Raw genomic sequence first — 18,142 nt, forward strand, 5'->3', positions numbered from 1 at the left:
ACCGGCCAAAACCCATCGGCGCAGCCCTTCCAATCGTGGCGGTTATCATGGATGCAGTTGATTTAAGGACTTTGGTGGCAGGACTGGACGACCATTCCCGCCGCGCGCTGGAGGCGGCGGCCGGCATCGCCATGGCGCGTAGCCATTATGAGATTGAGGCCGAACATTGGCTGCTGGCCCTGCTGGACCGGCCCGACACGGTGCTGGCGCCGGTGCTGCCGCGTGTCGGCATCACCGAAGATGCCATGCGCCGGGTGCTGGAGCGTGCGCTGGAACGCTGCCGCACCGGCAGCAGCCGCCCGCCCGCCTTCTCCCCCCGCGTGGTGACACTGATGCGGGAGGCGTGGCTGGTGGCGTCGCTGCGCTTCAAGGCTGCTGCGGTCAGCCCGCTGCACCTGCTGCTGGCGCTGTGCCATGATGAAAAGGGCGCGGTGGCGCTGGGCGATCTGGGGCCGTTGCTGGCCGATCTGGATCGCGCGGGGCTGGAGGCGATTGCCGCCGCCGACCCCACCGCCCAACCGGTGACGGGGGCAGCGGCGGCCACGCCGCGCAATGGGGGCCGCACGCCCAACCTGGATGCCTACACCATCGACCTGACGGCGGAAGCCCGCGATGGCCGCATCGACCCGATCATCGGGCGCGATGCGGAGGTGCGGCAGGTGATCGATATCCTGACCCGCCGCCGCCAGAACAATCCCATTCTGGTGGGTGAGGCCGGCGTCGGCAAGACGGCGGTGGTGGAAAGCCTGGCCCTGCGCATCGCCGCCGGAGAGGTGCCGGCGGCCCTGCGTGACGTTTCCATCCGCACCCTGGATTTGGGCCTGTTGCAGGCCGGGGCCGGGGTGAAGGGCGAATTCGAGAACCGCCTGAAAGGCGTGATCGAGGAGGTGAAGGGTTCCGCCAAGCCCGTCATCCTGTTTGTGGATGAGGCCCATACGCTGATCGGGGCCGGCGGGCAGGCGGGGCAGGGCGACGCCGCCAACCTGCTGAAGCCCGATTTGGCGCGCGGTGCCCTGCGCATGATCGCCGCCACCACCTGGAGCGAATATAAGCGCTATGTGGAGCGCGATGCCGCGCTGACCCGCCGTTTCCAACCGGTAAAGGTGGAGGAACCGGACGAGGCAATGGCGATTGCCATGATGCGCGGGCTGGTCCCCACGCTGGAACGCCATCACGGTGTGCGGATCCTGGATGAGGCGGTGCGCGCCGCTGTCCATCTCTCCCACCGTTATATCAGCGGCCGGCAACTCCCTGATAAATGCGTCAGCCTGCTGGATACCGCCTGCGCCATGGTGGCGATGAGCCGGGCCGGCACCCCGGAAGCGCTGGAGGCGCTGACGCGGGAGGTGGAAACCATCGAGGCCGAACAGGCGGTGCTGACGCGGGAGGAACGGCTGGGCGCCGACCATGCCGCCACCCTGTCGGCCCTGGCGGAACGTCTGGCCGATATCAAGGCGCGCAAGGCTGAACTGGCCGGCCGCTGGGAGGCTGAACAGGCCCTGATCAGCCAGATTGCCGACATCACTGCCAGGCTGGAAGGGCCGGCAGCCACACCCTTGGCAGAGGCGGAAGCGCTGGCTTTGCGTGAGCGCCATGCCCGCTTGCGCCGCGATCTGGCGGCCCTGCAGGGGGAAACGCCGCTGCTGCATGATGATGTGACCGCCGCCGCCGTGGCCAGCGTGGTGGCCCGCTGGACCGGCATTCCCGTCGGCCGGATGCTGTCGTCGGAAGTGGAAAATGTGCTGGGCCTGGAAAGCCGGCTGCGCCAGCGCGTGGTCGGCCAGGATGGCGCACTGCGCCTGATTGCCGATGTGCTGCACACCGCACGCGCCGGCATCCACGACCCGCGCAAGCCGCCGGCCGTGTTCCTGCTGGCCGGCCCCAGCGGTGTCGGCAAGACCGAAACGGCCCTGGCCCTGGCCGACATGCTCTATGGCGGGGAGCAGAGCCTGACCGTCATCAACATGTCGGAATTCAAGGAAGAACATAAGGTCTCCCTGCTGATGGGTTCGCCCCCCGGCTATGTCGGCTATGGCGAGGGCGGGGTATTGACGGAGGCGGTGCGCCGCCGTCCCTATGGCGTGCTGCTGCTGGATGAGATGGAGAAGGCCCATCCCGGCGTGCAGGACGTGTTCTATCAGGTGTTCGACAAGGGCGTGCTGCGCGATGGCGAAGGGCGCGACATTGATTTTCGCAACACCACCATCCTGATGGCCTCCAATGCTGGGGCCGACCTGTTGATGGCGCTGGGGGCCGACCCCGATACGCTGCCCGACCTGGAAGGGCTGGCCGCCACGCTGCACCCGGAACTGCTGAAACATTATAAGGCAGCGTTCCTGGGGCGTGTCAGCGTGGTGCCCTATCTGCCGCTGGGCGGGGAGCAGTTGCGCGCCATTGTCGATATCCAGTTGGAACGGCTGCGCGCCCGCGTGCGCCAGACCTATGGTGCCAGCCTGACCGTCACACCGTCCCTGGTGGAACGGCTGGTGGCGCGCTGTGGCGAGGGCGACATGGGTGCCCGCGCCATTGACCATGTGCTGTCCCGTTCCCTGATGCCGGCCTTGTCCCGGCGTCTGCTGGAAAGTCTGGCGGCGCGGCAAAGCATTGCCGCCGCCAAAGTCGATTGGGATGACGCCGCCGGCGACTTCCGCATCGACCTGGACCCGGTGCCCCAGCCCGGCTGGAAGTCACAACCCGCCAGTTCGGCGGCGTGATGGTGCCATTTTTCCCTGAAGTGCTGTTCCGATCAACCAATCCAAGGAGAGAATGATGCCGATTTACATGCAGATCGAAGGCATTGCCGGCGATGCAACCCACCAGAACCATGTGCAATGGACCGACATCAAAACCCTGCAATGGGGTGTCAGCCGCCACATGAACACCCTGGCCGGTGCGACCTCCAACCGCGAAGGTTCTGAACCGTCGGTGGGTGAGGTGACGCTGACCAAGACGTCCGACAGCTCTTCGGTGAAGCTGTTCTCCCAGTCATGCTCCGGTCGCAACGGGGTGACGACCAAGATCCACATCGTCTCCAGCGGCAATCCGGGTGACACCTATATTGAATTCACCCTGACCAATACCCTGATTTCCTCCTACAACATCGTTGCCACCAACGACCGTCCGGAAGAGCAGATCACCTTGAACTTCACCAAGGTGGAGATGAAGTACATCCCCTACGACAGCCAGCACAACCCGCAGTCGCCGATCATCGCTTCTTACGATCTGGCCACCACCAAGGCCGCCTGATCGATCAAATGGGCTATCCCGGCAGGCAAGGGAACCTGCCTGCCGGGATGTTGCCCTGCCGGGTATCGAGGCTCACAAATCCTACCCGGCTGCCGCCATGCGCTGCGGCGGTTGGCGGGGCAGGGTGATGGTGAAAAGGCAGCCTTCGCCGGGTGCGGTTTTCAACTCCACATCGCCGCCCAGGGCGGCCTGGGCCAGATTATGCACGATATGCAGCCCCAGGCCGGTGCCGCCGCTGCCGCGACGGGTGGTGAAGAAGGGGTCGAAGGCTTTTGCCGCCACTTCCGGTACCATGCCGACCCCGTTATCACTGATCATGAAGCGCACTGGCAGGTTCGCGTCAGAAGGGGCAGGCAGATGGATGCTGATGGTCGGCTCCGCCACGCCCGCGAAAGCATGGATCACCGCATTCTGCACCAGATTGGTGGCCAGCTGCGCCACCGGACCCGGCGCCACCCGCAGCATCACCCCATCGGCCAGATCAAGCTTCATGGCCACACGGCTGCGGCGCAGCAAGGGTTCCAGACTGCGCACCATATCCCGCAGATAGCGGCCGAGATCGATCAGCTGCGCTTCTTCGCTATGCTGATCGGCGGCCACCAGCTTGAAGCTCTGCACCAGATCGGCGGCGCGCGTCAGGTTGGTCAGAACCACATGCATCCCTTCATCGGCGATCTTGATGAACTCATCCAGATCAGAGCGTTTCAGCTCCCGCTTATCCAACCGCACCTTAAGTTCCTGGCACTGGCCTTCGATAAAGCTGGCCCCGGTCAGCGCCACGCCCAGCGGCGTATTGATCTCATGCGCCACCCCGGCCACCAGCCCGCCCAGTGAGGCCAGCTTTTCCTGCTGAACCAATCGTGTATGGGCAGCGCGCAGTTCCGTCAGCGTCGTGCCCAGCTGGCGATAGGCCTGGGCATTGGCAATGGCGATGGCCGCATTGGCGGCCAGGGTGCGCAGAATATCCTGTTCGCGGGGGCCATAGGCATTGGGCTGGCGCGTCTGCACCGTCAGCACGCCCAAAATATGGTCAGAAATCGCCAGGGGGCAGAAAATCAGCGAGGCCATGCGGGAATCCCCGCTTTCCTGCATGGAGGGGGCGGATGCCGCCGCGGCCTGATCCAGCACCATCAGATCCCCACCAAAACTCAGCGCCCGCACTGTCAGCGAGGTGGGATGATCCAGCGGATAGATCGGCAGGTCCGGATAGGGTTTTCCATCCAGGTTGAACATCTCATAGGCGATATGATCACCGGCCTCGTTCAACAGGGCGATACCGAAGGTTTCAGTGGGCAGCAGGTCGCTGGCGCTCTGGGCCAATGCCGCATAGACTTGGCCCAAATCCAGGGTCGCCGTCAGTTCCCGGCCGACATGGCCCAGCCGGCTCAACGTGGTCGCAGATGCCGCCAGCTCCGCATTGGCCCGCTGCAAATCGGCTGTCCGCAGCTCCACCTGTTCCTGCAACAGCTCTGTATCCACGCGTAAACGTTGCTGGTATCGACCTGTCAGCCAGGACAGCAGGGCGACCCCCGCCGACATGGCGATGGCAAAATACAGAAAGGTCTGGATGCTGAGATCGGCGCGGCGGGCGGCCGCCGCGGCCAATTGGCGTGCCTGATCGCCATGCGCGCTGACCATCTGTCCCAGCTGCCCCTGCACCCGGTCAAAGACCTGACCAAAGCTTTCCAGATAGGCAACAGCGCTGGGATAATCCAGATCCACCATGGAGCCGACCCAGGTGACGGCACTGCGATAATCCGACAGCTCGTTCAGCATGTCGTTAATCGCGGGAATCTGCTCCGTCGTGGCGCCAGCCCGGCGATAGGCCTCCATATCGGCGATGACGGCATCCAGGGCGGCAATGGCCTTGTCCAGTTCCATCCGGACATCAATGCCTTCGCGCTCTGCCGCCTTCAGCACCATGATCCAGTTGAAACGGGCGCTCAGCCCCTGCATCCGGTTGCCAATATCGGCCAGCCTTACGCTGGCCTCCATATTATGCAGGATCTGGGCATTGTCGTTTGAAAGGTCCAGTACCGTCTGACCGCCCCGACTGTAGAGCCCGGCCATCAGGATGATAGCCACCAGGGTGGGAACCAGCGCGCGCAGGGAGGGCAGCAGTCGGCGTCGCCCCCATCCCGATGCACTGTTTCCCGATCGGCTATCGGCCATCACCGCCATCACATCGGGTTGCGCGTTGGGCATTGTTTCATCCGGCCTGAAAGGCGGTTGTTTTGCATGGCCGGACCTTCCATCAGGGCGTAAAGTACCAGACGGCAAGATCGCCCAAGCTGCAAAGATATTCAATCGTATGTGTATGTAAAAGAGGATAGGTCGCGCTGCTCATGGTGGCGGTGCCCCCCTTGGCCGCCAGCGCTGAATGGTCAGCACCGGGTCGCCGAAGGGCGGGTTGCCCACCCCCTCCAGCCGGTTGGTGAATACAGTGCCCAGACTGTTGAACCAGAGCGGCAGGCGCGGCAATTCCGTCATCAGATGCTGCTGAAAGGTGACCCAGGCCTGCCGTTGATCGTCGCGTGTGCAACCAGCCAGATCGATCCCATCCATCGCCCGGTCCAGCGCGGCATCGGCATGGCCGGTGAAATTCAAGCCGCGCATACCGTTTTCCGGTGTCGGCACGGCACTGGACAGAAAGAATTGCGGCATACTGGGAGAGATGGCGGAATAGGTAATACTGCTCAGTACCATATCGAAGCCCCGCCCCCGGAAGGCACCAACGATGTCCGTCTCTTCCTTCAGGGAAACAGACAGGCCCATGGTCCGCCAGGCCTCTGCCAGGGATTGCGCGACCCCATGATCACCGGCGCGGTAGGACAGGGTCAATGCCAGGGGGTGCCCTTCGGCATTGCGGCGCTGGCCTGTCTTGTCGCGCCGCCAGCCGGCGCTCTCCAGCAAACTGGCGGCGCGATCCGGATTATAGCCATAGCGGGGAAAGCCCGCCGTATAGGCCGGCAGCCCCGGATGCAGATATCCCGGTGCCACCAGGGATGTGCCCAGCGTCAGGTCACGCACCATTGCATCCCGGTCCAGCGCCAGATAAAGCGCTTCCCGCACCTGCCGGTCAGCCAGGGCTGGCCGGCTGAAATTCGGGGTCAGCCAGGTCAGGGTGGTGGAGGGGGACCAGAGGATCTTGAACCGGTCGCGCCGTTCACGGGTGAAGCGGACCAAGGCTTCCTCCCGCACCGCCTTTGGCAGCAGCACATCAATATTGCCGTCCAGCAACCCCTGTTCTGCTGCTGTGGCATCCCTGAACAACAGGTCCACCCGCTCGAAATAGGGGGTGGGGCCGGCATAATAGGGGTTGCGCCGCAACTGGATGCTGTGGGGCGGCTTTTCCTGGTCGATCATATAGGGCCCCAGGTAAAGACCAGGGCGGGTACGGTCGGTGAAGTAAAGGGTACGATCCAGATAATGCTGCGGATCGGCACGGAAGATCGGCTCCTCCAACCGCCGCGGCAGCGGCGGCGGCACGAAAAGCTGTTCCTTGCATAAGGTGCCTTCATAGAGCACCTCCAGCCGGCGGGGACTGACCATCCGCAGTGACCGGATGCGGGCGGTGATCCCCGTCGGGTCCAGCACCTGTGGCGGATAACGCCGGGCCACAGTCAGGCCAAATTCGATATCGCCAATATCCAGCGGTGTCCCATCGCCCCAGCGCAGGTTGGGCAGCAGGTCGAAAGTCGCCCGGGTAACGGTGCGCCCATCCTCGTCCGCCTGGGTCACCAGGGTACCGTCCAGGCTGTTGGGCAGCTGGGTGCAGAGCGAACAGGCAATCAACTCCCCATGCATCCGCCCGATCACCCCCTGGGTCAGCCTGAACAGGGTGGCCTGTGGCTGGGTGATGATCAGGCTGCCATGGGTGCGGGGGTAAAGATTGTCTGCCGCTATGACCAGCCGCTTTTCCTGCAGCAAGCGTTGGGTTTGCGCATCCTGTGCCCCGGCGGTGGGGGCCAGGGCCAGCAGCAATGGCAGCATGGCGAGCAGCAGCCGCCAGCCGTGCAGACGGGAAACGCCCCTCATATCACCGGGAACGCATAGGCAGCGCCGCAGCCCTGATACCACGGTGCCACGCCGAGATTGATCAGGTGCTGTGCCAGAACCTGCCTTGCATAATCCGCCCGCAAGGCGGTGCGCGGCAGGTTATGATAAAGGGGATCCCGGCTCAGCAGTGCAGCCAGCACGCCCGTGGTCAGGGGGGCGGCCAGCGACGTCCCGCTCATATCCGCATATGGCCGTTCCAGGCCATAGCGGCTGGGGATGGTGGAAATCAGGCCCGTCCCCGGGGCAATGGCATCAATCTGCCAGCCGACACTGATGAAATCCGGCACGAAGACACCGCCGACACTGTAGCGGTCCCACTGTTCCGGGGTCCAGCTGGCGGCAAAACTGCCGGCCGGTGTCGTCCCCAGCAGGCCCAGGGCCGATACAGCCACACATTCCGGATAGGCGGCCGGATAGGTTACCGCCCCCCCCTCTGCGTTGCCGGCAGAGGCAAGGCAGAGCGTGCCGCGCAGCCGCGCGGCAGTAATGGCATCATGTTCAATCGCCGAGGCAGCGCCGCCCAGGCTGAGATTGATCAGGTCTGCCTTATGGCTGATGGAGAGCAGATCAATGGCCGAGGCGATATCCACCTGGCTGGCGCCCCCCGTTTCGCCATAGACCCGGACAACCCCGATATCGGCGCCCGGCACCAGCCCGCAGAAATCGGTCGAACCCGGCAATGGCCGTGCGCCCAGCAGCCCGGTGACGGCTGTGCCATGATCCTGAACATCTTCCGCCGCCTGCGGGCCGGGCAGAAACTCCCCAAACAGAAAGGCCCCCAGGCCGTGCACATGGTTCAGCAGCGGCGTTGGTCCGGCGCCGGTATCCACCACACCGATCCGGATGCCCGCCCCCCGGTTGGGGTCATAAGAGGGGGCACCGGTCAGCGCGTGCCACCAGCCGATGGGGCCCTGGCCCATCGGCAGGGGTGGCAGATTGATGGTCTGCCCGTCCTGCGGGGCCTCCACCATCATGCTCCAGGCCCGGCCATAGGGTAGAATCAGCCCCTTGGATGCTGTCCAGCCGGGCGTGTAGGCCAGGACCGCCTGCCCCTGGGCATCGGTGACCGTCTGCACCAGTGTGGTGTTGCTTCCGCCTGTTTCAAACCAGATGCCGACCTGGGCGCCCTCTGCGGGCACACCATCGGCCAGCACGGTCAGCGTCAGGGCAAGCTGGGCTTTTTTCTGCGCCGCCGTGCGGGCTGCCGGTTCCGGTCGTGCCCGGCGATGCAGGTCGCGCAGTGGCGGGGGCAGGGGGCGGGGGATCTGCCGGGGCAATTCCCGTTCCACCAGCAGGTGATCGGGCCCGTCCTTCAGCTTTTCGCGTAATTCATCCCCATCCATCTCCAGCACCAGGATGCGGCGGCCATGGTCCTCCGGCGCTTCCTGCTGCCGCTTCAGCGTGGCGTTGGGCGCCAGCACCTGATCCACAAAGCCGTCAAACCGCTCCCGTGCCAGTTTGCGCTGATCATCATCCTGAAAGGGGGCGGTGCGATGGGATACCACAAAACGGGTGCCCGGCTCCGGTGAGGGGGAACCTGGAAAGCGGGCAGTGGCCTTCGGCGCGTTCATCTTGTTGTTCCTCCCATCGGGATATTGCGTGTTCCCAGATACGGGTCTGGCAGCAACAGGCTGCCAGCGGCCAGCGGATCATGCAGGCGCAGATAGAAATGGCCGATACCGGCCAGCCCGGTCATCAGACCTGGCTGTTCCCCAATACCCCGCAGGGCGCAGGGCCAAGGCACGCGGGGAATTGCATGGCGTTCAATGCCGCGATAGCCGGCAGCGGCGGCCAAGGCTGTCAATTCCGGCCGGCCGAGCCAGAGCCCGGCATCCAGCAACAGGTCGGCCATACCCGCGATACCGTGGCAATAGCTGAAATCGGTGGGAAGGGGGCTGGCGGGTTGCGACAGGGCGGCGGCAACAGAATGCAGGGCCGCCTCCAACTCCTCCCCCAGAAGCGGATCCTGCGCGCCGGCTGCCAGCAGCCAGAGCCGCGACCGGCCGATCCCTGCCGCGCCATGGCACCAGGATGCACCAAAACTGGGCCGGGAAGAGGGATTGCCGGCGCCATCGCGGTAATCCGGCCAGTTGCGGGCCTGCCGGTCAAAATGGCCCCTTTGATAGCGCAATGCGGCGGTCAGGGCCTCGGCCCAGCGGGCCTCTCCATGGGCCAGATGCAGGCTGGCCAAGGCGGGCAGGAAACCACTGTCCCCATGGGCAAAGCCGCTTGCCGCCGGCATTTCCGGCTGGCGGGGCCAACACAGCCCCTCCGGCGTGGCCTGCGCTGCCGCCAGGATGGTGTCGCCCAGCACCAGCGCCCGTTCATGGAAATCCGGCCTGTCATGCTGGCGCGCCAGGGTCAGCAGCAGCGGCACCAGCCCGGCGGCCCCGCCCAGCATGTCGAGTGTGGCCGCATCCGGCATGGCGGCGGCTTGCGCCACCTTTTCCAGCCCTTGCTCCACCAGCCCGTCACGTCCCAGCAGCAGGCCGATGCTGATGAACAGGGCGCCGATCCCGGCATCGCCTGTGTAAAAACCAGTCTTACCGCTGCCCGCTGCTGCCAATGTCAGCGCCTGATCAACCGTGCGGGCGACCAGCCGGTCGCCCGTGCGCTGGTGCAGCATGGCCAGGAACAGCGCGATGCCGGCTGCCCCCTGGTACAGATCGGCCCCGACCGGTCGCACCAGCAGTTGCGGCAGGTTTTCCCGCTGTTCCGGCTCTGTCCGCAGCCAGTTGATGCTGTCCCCTTCGCGCAGCGCCTCGCGGCAAAGCCGGCGGCCGATTTCATCTGCGCAGCGCAGGAAATGGTCCCGCCCTTCCACAAGCGGGGCTGTCGCCAGCATCTGGTTCATGCCGCCCCCCGCAAAGGCCGGTAGAGATCGGCCAGACCCGGTGACAGATGCAGCGCCTCCGGCCGCAGCCCGGCCCCGATCAGGCGCGCCGTCATGCAATCCAGCAGCGTGCCGCTGCCCGACCAGGCGTCAATGATGCCGGCGGCCAGCAGCCGGCAACGTGACTGGCCAAAGCTCTCCCCTGTTCCGGGATCATCTGCCCCGCCCAGCCCCGGCAGCAGGCGGCGGGTGAAAAGCGGCTCCCCCGGCCGCAGCAGGGGGGCGATCATTGCTACCGCTTCATCCAGCACTTCCAGCACCAGGGGCAGATAACGCCGGGGCGGATACAGCACCAGCGTATCCACCCGGTCATAAAGCGCGGGAGCGACAGGGCATTTCAGGCTGAACGGAATGAAATAGCGGTTCAGCCCCAGCGTCAGCAGATGCAGCAGGGTTGGCACCTGTTCCGCCCCGACATTGAAGTAAAGTCGGGCCAGATCGCCTTCTTCCGCTGCACTGGCCGGGGTCGCACCAAAGGCATGGTAATAGCCGGCCTGCCCCGTGATGGATTGATGCGGCATCTGCAGGTCGATCACGGCACCGGGCTGGGGCTGGTAACCGGGGGGAAGACCGGCCTGCCCGGCGCTGACCACGCGGTAGCAGCCACCCTTTTCCACATGCAGCCGCCCATCCGGTGCCAGCTGATAGATTTGCCAGCCACGATCCAGCAGCGTCTGCCCGGCATTGGCGGCGGAAAGGGCCGCCACAAGGGTGGCGTCGGGGGCCAGATCCAAGGGCTTGGCCGGGGCGGGGTTGCCGTCCCAGCGGCGTGTATAGGCATGTTGATAGAGCAGGGGCCACAGGGCCTCCACCATGGCAGGCCGGACATCCTGGCCCGGCGGGGCGGAAACCGATTGCGGCGGCAGCGGTGCCAGTTGCACCGATTGCGGCGGCAGGATGCGCACCGCCTCTGCGGCGGCCACCAGGGACGGATCGGCCCAGTCGGTGGCGGGCGGTGGCGGCAGGGGGCTGGAGGCCGCTTCCACCGGCCGGATGACCGGACCAGTGCCGCTGACCCGGCCCAGGCCCAGGAATTCCGTCATGAAACGGTCAGGATTGGCAAAGGCCAGCCCGGCGAGATTGACCAGCTCCGCCGCCAGCGGTGGCACCGTGGGGGAGGTGAAGGTGGATTCCAGGGCGCTTTGCAACAGGCGTGCGCCCAGATAGGGCAGCATCGGTCGCAGGCTTGCCGCATCCGACCAGCTTCCCCCCGTTGCCGCCTGCCAGAAGGCGGCCATCGCTGCCCACATGGCCTGCAGGGGCGGCATGGGGACCGGTGCGGGCGCACGCGGTGGCACGTTGGGGCCGGCCATCCAGGGCAGGCCCCCATCCTCCACCAACCAGCTGCTGAAAAATCCGGCCAGTACCCCTGCCCGGTCCCAGAGCGGATCGCCCAGATCGGCCAGTTCCCAATCCACGATGCGCAGGTCGGGCGTGTCGTTCGCCCCCGGTCGAAGCAGAATATTGTCCCATTTCAGATCGCCATGCACCAGGGTGCACGGCTGCCAGCTTGCCAGGGCTGTCTGCAGGCCCTGCAGGATGGTGGGCGTGGCCCGGATGGAGGCCACCAGATGCGCGCCCCCCTGACCGAGAAGCGGCATGTCGCGCTGGCCCAGGGTCAATATCCAGGGCGGCTGGCGTGGTGCGGCGATCTGTTCGGCGACCGTGGCGGCCAGCGGTTCCGCCTGTGCATGAATGCCCGCCAGACAAGCACCCAACAGGGCCAGCGCCGCCGGTTCTGTCTGGCGGGTGCGGCGATAATGGGCATCCAGCGTTTCGGCATCCCCGAACAGATCGAAGACCAGCGCGCTGCGGCGTTCCTCAAAACGGCGCAGTGCCACGGTCACCCCCCGAAGAACCGAAAGGGCAGGCAGCGTTGCCGCCATGCGATGCAGGGCGGCCTCCCGTCCGATGGAACCGGCGAGATCGGGAGCAGCGGCAGCCACCTGCTTGATGAACAGGCCCGGCCCATCAATGCCAGAGATGCGGAAACTGCGGTTGCGTCGCCGCACCTCCCGAATCCGGAGCGTGTCGCCAGCAATATCCCCCGCCGTCAGCAGGGCGCGCGACAGCAGGAAGGGCGCAACATCACCGGCCAGCAGGAACATGAAAAGGCCTTTGCCGATAGGCTGTAAAGGGTCTGGACGGGGATTGCCCCCGTCCAGACCATCGGGGCCGATCTTAAGCGGCCGGCGGGCAGTAAGTGGTCTGCGTCACCCAGGGGTTGCCCATGGCCGTGGTTTGCGGCGGGGCGACCGGACCCTGCGGCACCCCGGCAGGCGCGCCACCCGGCTGAGCAAAGCTGATGGTACCCGGCTGGGCGAAGCTGATCGTCCCCGGCTGAGCAAAGCTGATGGTGCCGGGCTGAGCGAGGCTGATCGTTCCCGGCTGAGCGAGGCTGATGGTGCCGGGCTGAGCGAGGCTGATCGTCCCCGGCTGGGCGAAGCTGATGGTGCCGGGCTGGGCGAAGCTGATGGTACCCGGCTGAGCGAGGCTGATGGTACCGGGCTGGGCGAAGCTGATGGTACCGGGCTGAGCGAGGCTGATGGTGCCGGGCTGAGCGAAGCTAATGGTACCGGGCTGAGCGAGGCTGATGGTACCGGGCTGGGCGAGGCTGATGGTACCGGGCTGAGCGAGGCTGATGGTACCGGGCTGGGCGAAGCTGATGGTACCGGGCTGAGCGAGGCTGATGGTGCCGGGCTGAGCGAAGCTAATGGTACCGGGCTGAGCGAGGCTGATGGTACCGGGCTGGGCGAGGCTGATGGTACCGGGCTGGGCGAAGCTGATGGTACCGGGCTGGGCGAAGCTGATGGTACCGGGCTGAGCGAAGCTGATGGTACCGGGCTGAGCGAAGCTGATGGTACCGGGCTGAGCGAAGCTGATGGTACCGGGCTGAGCGAAGCTGATGGTACCGGGCTGAGCGAAGCTGATGGTGCCGGGCTGAGCGAAGCTGATGGTACCCGGCTGAGCGAGGCTGATGGTGCCGGGCTGAGCGAAGCTGATCGTACCCGGCTGGGCAAAGCTTATCGTCTGTGGGTAATAGCAGCTGGCGGGGATGCAGGAGATCGCCTGCGGATATGAAATTGTCTGGGGATAGGAAATGGTTTGCGGATAACCCGGACAGCCAAACATACAGCACCTCTCCCTATGCCCAAGGCGATGGGCGTTGCAATTTCAGCAGGCCCCGGATCGGCGGCCGCCATTCTGGTTAGCCCATATGGGCTACATCTCTTATATTATACGGTGAGCGCTGATTGGTAAATTACCCTCTTAACGGGTGCTGTGTGAATTTTTTTTACGTGGCGTGGATCGACACCCTTTCAAGGAACTGGTTCTGAAGGTCACCCGCCCGGCGCCTGCACGGGCGGGTTGCCTTTGTTCAGCCAAATGGACGATCAATCGACGGTGACGGCTGGGTGAACCATTCGGCACCGGTTTCAGTGACATGGAAATGGTCTTCCAGCCGGATGCCGAACTGGTCGGGCACCACGATCATCGGTTCGTTGGAAAAGCACATGCCGGGGACCAGCGGTGTCTTGTCGCCACGCACCAGATAGGCGGCCTCGTGGATCGACAGGCCGATTCCGTGGCCGGTGCGGTGGGGCAGGCCGGGCAGCCGGTAATCGGGGCCCAGACCGTGCGCCTCCAGCACGCGGCGGGCGGCGGCGTCCACCGCCTCGCACAGAACACCGGGACGCACGGCATCGAAGGCGGCCTGCTGGGCCTCCCGCTCAATCGCCCAGATGCGCCGATGGTCGGGTGACGGTTCACCGAATACATAGGTGCGGGTGATGTCGGAATGATAGCCCTGAACCAGACAGCCGGTATCGATCAGCACCACATCACCTTCCGCCAGCACGCTTTCCCCCGGCAACCCGTGCGGGAAGGCGGTGGAACGGCCGAACTGGACGATGCAGAAACTGTTGCCGGCGGCACCAAGTGCCCGATGCGCCTGCTCGATGAAACGCTTCACCTCCGTGGCGGTGATGCCGGGGTGCAGGATGCGGGCGGCCCGGCGCTGCACCTCCAGCGTCATCTGTTTGGCCTGACGCAGGGCCGCCAACTCGGCAGCGGATTTCACCATGCGGCAGCCATCGATCACCGGTGTGGCATCCAGCAGGTTGACGCCCGGTGCGGCCTTGCGCAGCCTGTCCACCATGGTGAAGGCCATCGCGGGGTCGACGGCCAGGGTGGCGACCCCGCGTTCCGCCAGCGCACCGGCCACCAGCGCATAGGGGCTTTCATGTTCCTGCCAATCGCGCACGCTGGCGGAAATGGCCGTATCGGCCGCCAGCGACCCCAGCTCGAAGGTGGGGGCGAACAGCAGTGGGTCGCCCGACCGGGTCAGCAGCATGGCCACCAGCCGTTCCGAGGCGCCCCAGGGCACGCCGGCGAAATAATGCAGGCTGGCCCCGGCCCCCACCAGCAATGCGTCGGCCCCTATGGCCACCATCAGCTGGCGGGCCTTTTCCAGCCGCGCCTCCCGCTCCGCCGGGGTGATGGCGGGGGCAATATCGGCCCAGGGGCCAAGGCCAGAAAGCTCCATTTCGATAGTGGAACCACCGATACCACTTGTCATGATGATTATTCCTTATCCGAAACGATCAAGATTGAAGGGCGAAAGATCCAGGGCAGGGCGCTGGCCCGTTGCCTGCGCGGCGATCAATTCCCCCGTCAATGGCCCCAGCGTCAGGCCCAGATGCTGATGCCCGAAGGCATAGAACAGATTGCCCGCCCGGTCACTGCGACCGATGGCGGGCAGATAATCGGGCAGGGTGGGGCGGCTGCCCAGCCATTCGCCCGCCGGCAGGGGGAAGGGCAGGCCCAATTCTCGTACACGATTACGCAACCGTTCCCATTTCTGCGGGTCGGCGGGGCTGTCTGGGTGGCTGAATTCCACAAAGCTGGAACAACGCAGATAATCGGCAAAGCGGGTGACGATCAGCGACCGATCCTCAAACACCAAGGGCGGCAGGTCGGCCGGCCATTCCCCCGGCGGTGCGTGCAGATGGTATCCACGTTCGGCGATCATCGGCACCCGATGGCCCAGGCTTTCCATCAGCGGGCGGCTGGCCACCCCGGCGGTGACGACAATGCCATCACCCGCCAACAGCGTGCCATCGGCCAGCTTTACCGCCGCCCTTCCATCCATCACCGGCAGGGCGGTGGCTTTGCCGGTGATGATCTGCCCGCCGCGGCCCAGCAGCCTCTCCCGCATGGCCTGGAACAGCCGGTCATGGCTAGCAATCTGGCCGCTGCCCCGGAAACGGATGCCGCCGGCCGGGTCACGCCCCAGCAGGGCACGCAATTGTGCCGTCTCTTCCCGGTCGATGGGGCGGAAATCGGTGGTGCCGGTATCGCTGGCCTGCCAGCGGGCCAGCCCGGCGGCGGCACTTTGTGGCGTATCCCACAGCACATAATGCCCATCCTGCCGCAGCAGGCCGGGCTCGCCCAGCCCGCCCACCAGCCGCTGCCAGGCCGGCATTGCCTGGGTGACCAGCCCCTTCAGGGCCTTTGTTCCGGCCCGATAAGCGGCAGGCCGCGCCGCCAGCGCCAGCCGGATGCCAAAGGGCAGCCAATGCCGCAGGTCGCGCAAGGGCAGGGACAGCGCGTCGTCGCTGGCCAACAGGCGCCCCGGCACGCCGCGCAGCGTGGCCGGGCTGGCCAGCGGCTCCACCTGCTCCACCGCAATATGTCCTGCATTGCCCCAGGAGGCGGGCGGTCGCTTCGGCGCGTCGTCCAGCAGCGTCACCGACAGGCCTTTATCCTGCAAGGCGAGCGCTGTTGACAAACCCAGAATGCCTGCACCAATAACGAGAAATTGCGGCATAGCAACAAACTCCTTTTCAAATAGCATTATATACTGTATACGATTATCAATTCAACGGAGGATTTACGATGGCGGAGCTTACGTGGCGTGGTGTTTACCCTGCGGCGACCACGCAGTTTGCGGAAGATTTGTCGATTGACCATGATGCGACAGCCGGTGTCCAGGATGCGCTGATCCGTGATGGCGTGGATGGGCTGATCCTGCTGGGCACTTGCGGCGAGAATAACTCGCTGGAGCCCGACGAGAAGCGCGCGGTGCTGGCCCGCGCGCGGGAGAATGTGGCCGGCCGGGTGCCGGTGGTGACCGGCGTATCGGAACTGACGACATCCCGCGCCGTCGCCTTTGCGCGGGATGCCGAAGCGCTGGGCGTGGATGGGCTGATGCTGCTGCCCGCCATGGTCTATGTGCCGACTGAAGAAGAACTTTACACCCATTTCAAGGCGGTGGCGGCGGCGACCAGCCTGCCAATCATGCTCTATAACAACCCGCCCGCCTATCGCGTCTCCATCTCCGCCCGCGTGCTGGAAAAGCTGGCCGATATCCCCAACATCGTCGCGGTCAAGGAAAGTGCGCCCGATCCGCGCCGCTTCACCGACCTGATCAATATCTTCGGCGATCGTTATGTGCTGATGGCCGGGCTGGATGATGTGGCGCTGGAAGGCATGATCCTGGGTGCCCATGGCTGGGTTTCCGGCCTGACCAGCGCCTTCCCGCAGGAATCGGTGGCCCTGGTCGCCGCCTTGCAACGCGGCGACATTGCAGAGGCCCGCCGCATCTATCGCTGGTTCATGCCTTTGTTGCATCTGGATGCCGAGCATGATCTCGTCCAGTCCATCAAGCTGGCTGAACAGATCATGGGCCGTGGCTCCGAACGTGTCCGCCTGCCCCGTCTGCCGCTGGCCGGTGAACGTCGTAAACAGGTCATCGACATGGTCGAAAAAGCCGCTGCCACACGGCCCATCGGGGCGAAGAAGTAAAATAAAGCTGGAGTGCCATCATGCGTCACACGTTTTTCTGTATTGATGGTCATACGGCGGGTAACCCGGTCCGGCTGGTGGCGGGCGGGGCGCCGCTGCTGCGCGGCAACTCCATGGCGGAACGGCGGCAGGATTTCCTGGAGCGGTTTGACTGGATCCGTACCGGGCTCTGCTTTGAACCGCGCGGCCATGACATGATGTCCGGCGGCTTCCTCTATCCGCCCACCCAGGCGGATACGGATGTCGGCATCCTGTTCATTGAAACCAGCGGCTGCCTGCCCATGTGCGGGCATGGCACCATCGGCATGATCACCTTTGGCCTGGAAAATGGCCTGATCCTGCCGCGCGTGCCGGGACGCCTGAAGGTGGAGGTGCCGGCCGGCATCATCGATATCGAGTATGGCCAGGAAGGCGACCGGGTGCGCTGGGTGCGCATCCGCAACGTCGCCGCCTATGTCGCGGCCACCGGGATCGAGATTGAGGTGCCGGGCTTTGGCCCTTTGCGGGTCGACGTCTCCTATGGTGGCAATTTCTACGCCATTGTGGAGCCGCAGGGGCCCTATACGGGGCTGGATGATCTAGGGGCCAGTCGCATTGTCGAGCTGTCGCGCAGCATCCGCACCCTGATGCGCCAGAAGGTGGAGCCGGTGCATCCGCTGGATGAGCGTATCCGCGGCGTCACCCATGTGTTGTGGGCTGACAAGCCGCGTGGTGACGGGGCCGATGGGCGCAATGCCGTGTTCTACGGCGAACGCGCCATTGACCGCAGCCCCTGCGGCACTGGCACATCAGCGCGGCTGGCGCATCTGGTGCATCAGGGCCGGCTGCGGGTGGGCGACCAATTCGTGCATGAAAGCTATATTGGCAGCCGGTTCATTGGCAAAGTGGAAGCCTTGACCGAGCTGGGCGGCCAGCCGGCAATCATCCCCTCCATCCAGGGCAGTGCGGTTTCAACCGGTCACAACACCATCTGGATTGATCTGGAGGACACGTTCTGGAAGGGCTTCACCGTCGTGTGAGTGTGTGTCTGGAAGATTTTATTCATTATCAATGTCTTACTGGATCCTCTCCGTCACCCCGGCCTTCGCCGGGGTGACGGAGATACAGACAGTCAAATTGTGTAAGATATTGAAACGG

Annotated in this window: 12 protein-coding genes; 4 read left to right on the forward strand and 8 right to left on the reverse strand. The window is 65.0% G+C overall.

All coding sequences use genetic code 11. From position 1 onward, the window contains the following. Positions 1-74: 74 nt before the first annotated feature. Positions 75-2,714 carry a type VI secretion system ATPase TssH gene (gene tssH / locus PCJ49_RS00810; protein ID WP_269909266.1) on the forward strand — a complete coding sequence of 880 codons (2,640 nt, stop codon included), beginning with the start codon at positions 75-77 and terminating at the stop codon, positions 2,712-2,714. Between the two features lie 52 nt (positions 2,715-2,766). Next, complete coding sequence (locus PCJ49_RS00815; RefSeq protein WP_244559682.1) at positions 2,767-3,246, forward strand: type VI secretion system tube protein Hcp; 480 nt, start codon at positions 2,767-2,769, stop codon at positions 3,244-3,246. A gap of 81 nt (positions 3,247-3,327) precedes the next feature. Here the strand turns inward: PCJ49_RS00815 and PCJ49_RS00820 are convergent, their stop codons facing one another. The 8 genes from PCJ49_RS00820 to PCJ49_RS00855 form a co-directional block, all read right to left on the reverse strand. Beyond that, positions 3,328-5,451 carry an ATP-binding protein gene (locus PCJ49_RS00820; RefSeq protein WP_269909267.1) on the reverse strand — a complete coding sequence of 708 codons (2,124 nt, stop codon included), beginning with the start codon at positions 5,449-5,451 and terminating at the stop codon, positions 3,328-3,330. A 138-nt stretch (positions 5,452-5,589) separates the two neighbouring features. Then, positions 5,590-7,284 carry an ABC transporter substrate-binding protein gene (locus PCJ49_RS00825; RefSeq protein WP_269909268.1) on the reverse strand — a complete coding sequence of 565 codons (1,695 nt, stop codon included), beginning with the start codon at positions 7,282-7,284 and terminating at the stop codon, positions 5,590-5,592. Further along, entirely contained in the window at positions 7,281-8,876 is a 1,596-nt protein-coding gene (locus PCJ49_RS00830) for a S8 family serine peptidase (protein WP_269909269.1), read from the reverse strand. Before PCJ49_RS00830 ends, PCJ49_RS00825 begins: the two co-directional genes overlap by 4 nt. Next, a complete protein-coding gene (locus tag PCJ49_RS00835) occupies positions 8,873-10,159 on the reverse strand; it encodes a lanthionine synthetase LanC family protein (protein ID WP_269909270.1) in 1,287 nt (428 codons plus the stop codon). The genes PCJ49_RS00830 and PCJ49_RS00835 overlap by 4 nt, the downstream gene beginning before the upstream one ends. Beyond that, a complete protein-coding gene (locus PCJ49_RS00840) occupies positions 10,156-12,306 on the reverse strand; it encodes a T3SS effector HopA1 family protein (protein WP_269909271.1) in 2,151 nt (716 codons plus the stop codon). The genes PCJ49_RS00835 and PCJ49_RS00840 overlap by 4 nt, the downstream gene beginning before the upstream one ends. Before the next feature lie 73 nt (positions 12,307-12,379). Next, positions 12,380-13,330, reverse strand: a complete 951-nt coding sequence (locus PCJ49_RS00845) for a hypothetical protein (RefSeq protein WP_269909272.1) — start codon at positions 13,328-13,330, stop codon at positions 12,380-12,382. A gap of 247 nt (positions 13,331-13,577) precedes the next feature. Then, positions 13,578-14,777, reverse strand: coding sequence for a Xaa-Pro peptidase family protein (locus PCJ49_RS00850; RefSeq protein ID WP_269909273.1), 1,200 nt, complete (start codon positions 14,775-14,777; stop codon positions 13,578-13,580). A gap of 12 nt (positions 14,778-14,789) precedes the next feature. After that, the gene (locus PCJ49_RS00855; protein WP_269909274.1) at positions 14,790-16,028 is read right to left on the reverse strand and encodes an FAD-binding oxidoreductase; all 1,239 of its coding nucleotides are present in this window, start codon (positions 16,026-16,028) and stop codon (positions 14,790-14,792) included. A gap of 68 nt (positions 16,029-16,096) precedes the next feature. Between PCJ49_RS00855 and PCJ49_RS00860 the strand changes: the two genes are divergently transcribed. After that, positions 16,097-17,005 (forward strand): dihydrodipicolinate synthase family protein, encoded by a 909-nt coding sequence (locus PCJ49_RS00860; RefSeq protein ID WP_269909275.1) that lies wholly within the window; start codon positions 16,097-16,099, stop codon positions 17,003-17,005. 20 nt (positions 17,006-17,025) lie between these two features. Then, positions 17,026-18,024, forward strand: a complete 999-nt coding sequence (locus PCJ49_RS00865) for a 4-hydroxyproline epimerase (RefSeq protein ID WP_269909276.1) — start codon at positions 17,026-17,028, stop codon at positions 18,022-18,024. Positions 18,025-18,142: the final 118 nt, after the last annotated feature.

Origin of the sequence: Niveispirillum sp. BGYR6 (assembly GCF_027568365.1) — a bacterium.
Lineage (GTDB): Bacteria > Pseudomonadota > Alphaproteobacteria > Azospirillales > Azospirillaceae > Niveispirillum.